Annotated in this window: 2 protein-coding genes and 2 pseudogenes; 3 read left to right on the top strand and 1 reads right to left on the bottom strand. The window is 38.6% G+C overall.

Annotation, left to right across the window (positions count from 1 at the left end):
* The 3 genes and pseudogenes from QUA74_RS30005 to QUA74_RS29485 all read left to right on the top strand — a co-directional run.
* The coding region (locus tag QUA74_RS30005) for a hypothetical protein (protein WP_445302187.1) at positions 1-276 on the top strand (276 nt) is incomplete at its 5' end.
* A complete protein-coding gene (locus tag QUA74_RS29490) occupies positions 273-587 on the top strand; it encodes a hypothetical protein (RefSeq protein WP_445302186.1) in 315 nt (104 codons plus the stop codon). The genes QUA74_RS30005 and QUA74_RS29490, both read left to right, overlap by 4 nt.
* Before the next feature lie 81 nt (positions 588-668).
* Positions 669-1,656 (top strand): annotated as a pseudogene (locus QUA74_RS29485) (IS1634 family transposase); the annotation flags it as partial.
* A gap of 152 nt (positions 1,657-1,808) precedes the next feature.
* On the opposite strand, the pseudogene QUA74_RS29480 reads toward QUA74_RS29485, so the two are convergent.
* Positions 1,809-2,564: pseudogene (locus tag QUA74_RS29480) on the bottom strand (IS1 family transposase).
* Between the last annotated feature and the right edge of the window lie 112 nt (positions 2,565-2,676).

Raw genomic sequence — 2,676 nt, 5'->3', positions numbered from 1 at the left:
TACTCACTATTATCTCGGATGATTCACTTTTATCCCCTCCATCTGCCTATGTGCCAGTTGGGGGTGCGGAATGTGGGTTATAAAGCAATTGTGTCGGAAGCAGGCATAGTAGCCAGTTTCGACCAAAATGAGATGATCGTTAATTGGGCAAATCAACAGCCACTAGCAAAACCAGTAAATTGTCAGACGGTGATGGACATGATGGTGTATGGAATATATTCAAGGAAATTAGTTGTAAACAGGACAGAAGGGAAATTCTGGACTGGTATCATTTGAATGAAAATCTTCAGAAAGTAGGCGGTTCAAGTAAGCGATTAAAGCAAGCAGAAACATATTTATGGAAAGGAAATGTAAAAAGTGCAAAAGCACTATTTACAGAGTTAAAGAGAAAAACAGCAGTTAATTTTTGCAAATATTTAGAAAAGCACAAAGAAAGAATTATTAATTACGAAGCTTTCCAAAGAGATGAAATATGTTCAATTGGCTCTGGCGCAGTAGAATCAGGAATTAAGCAAATAGCTAGACGAATTAAAATATCTGGAGCAAGTTGGAAATCAGAACATATTGGGCAGGTATTGGCTCATTGATGTGCTTACTTAAATGGCTTAATTGGTAAGCAAAGAAATGTTTAAGTATAAAGACTCATCGCAAAAGTGACACGCTCCCACGGAATCTGTGTAGCAGATAGTGCCTTATACACAGCGGAAAATTTGTCAGCAATGGCAGAAATGAAATGGATAACCAGAGTGCCATTAAGCATCAAATCAGCTCAAAATAAAATCTGCAACATTGAAGATAGTGACTGGGAAAACTCTCAAATAAAAGGCTATAAAATAGCAACCAGAACCAGTGAGTATGCCAACATCAAGCAAAGATGGCTAGTCAGAGAAAGTGAAATCAGAAAACAAGCAGATTTTAAAAAAATAGTCAAGCAAGTAGAGAAACAGTTAGAATCAGCCAAAGCCTCACTGCGTAAGCTATCCATACAAAAGTTTGCTTGTATTGCCGATGCAGAAATTGCAATAAAAAAGTTATCAGACTCATGGAAATATCACCAAATAACAGAAATTAAATCCCAAGAAAAACCAGTTAAAACAACAAAAAGAAAGCTCAAAGAATCGAGCAAGACACAGACAAGAGTCTATCAAGTAACGGGTGAAATAGAACCCCTAATTTCAGCAATCGAAGCGGAAAAAGTCAAAGCTGGGAGATTTATATTAGCCACAAATATCTTAGATACTAAAGCACTGAGCAATTCACAGGTATTATCGGAATACAAAGCGCAGCAAAGCAATGAGAGAGGATTTAGATTTATCAAAGATCCGTTATTTTTTACTGCCAGCGTATTCGTGAAAAAGCCGGAGCGAGTTGAAGCAATCGGAATGATAATGGGACTGTGTTTGTTAGTGTATAACCTAGCGCAAAGGAAATTGAGACAACAATTAGAAGCTACCAATAAGCAAGTGAAGAATCAGGTAAAAAAAATTGACCGATAAGCCAACAATGCGCTGGATATTTTAGATGTTTCAGGCGGTGCATTTAGTGACGATAAATGGCTGGAATCAGGTCAGCAATTTAACCCAAGAGCACCAAGATATCTTGCGGCATTTAGGAGAGTATTGCTGTCAATACTATTTAATATTTTCAAGTGAATAACGATTGAGATCGAGCTGTAGATATTTGTGAATAATTTTCATTAATTAGTCAAGACAATTTGCTTTTGGCATAAGTTTTCTTGCTTCAAAATATGAGTAGTCAGGATAAAATAGCAACATGAATATATGAGAAAAAGTCAATTGGTAGTGCTTTTATGTAAAGGATGGAGAAAATTGAGGCGGTTGAGTCTTCAGCATTGCTAATCGGATTTGGTGATTGTAGTCATGAATAAAATTCCAAATAGCACCATGATGATTCTCCAACTTCTTAGAAAACGATAATGTCTTCCTGACTAATCGGGAAATTCGCTGCCTGAGAGTATTATTTAATCGTTCAATGTAACTCGTCAATCCGCTTTCTTTCCCCACAGGCTGATGCCGTTTAGTCGGTAAAACCGCAGCATATGCCTCCCAATGATCGGTATAAATCTTGGCACATTGCCGATAGACACTCGGTAGGGAATCCCATAATGCAAGAGCAGACTTTAAGGAACGGTCTCCAATATGACATCCGATCACTTCCCGAGTCTTGGCATCCATCGCTAACCAAACCCATTGTTTATTCCCTTTGTTGTCTACAAAAGACCATAGTTCATCCATTTGGACGGTGTGTTTTCCGACTTTTTTTGGAATAACTGTAGGCTTGGGTTCTACGGCAGTGTACAAGTGGTTTACATAATTTTGAAGCCAGAAGAGAGGAAACACCCATGACTCGGGCAATGCCAGCAAGAGAAATCCGTTCAAGGAGAAGCAACTCAATTTTTGCGCCCGGTGTCGGTGTTTTGGGGTTGCCACTTAGGATTTTCGACTTTCCTGGCGACCACAGTCACGACATTTATGGTTTTGTTTTCCGCGACGAGTCATACCATTTTTCATCACATCGTCCGAACCACAAGTGGGACAAATCAGATAGGGTTTCATCATGAGACTCCTCAAAAGATTGGCATAAGCTGTTGCACATTTAAACTGTGATACAAGCATTGCCCTTATTTTTGATTTTGCGACCCCATTTAATTATTAA

The sequence above is a fragment of the Microcoleus sp. LAD1_D3 genome, from assembly GCF_036702135.1.
GTDB lineage: Bacteria > Cyanobacteriota > Cyanobacteriia > Cyanobacteriales > Microcoleaceae > Microcoleus.
This window is presented reverse-complemented; position numbering and strand designations above follow the sequence as displayed.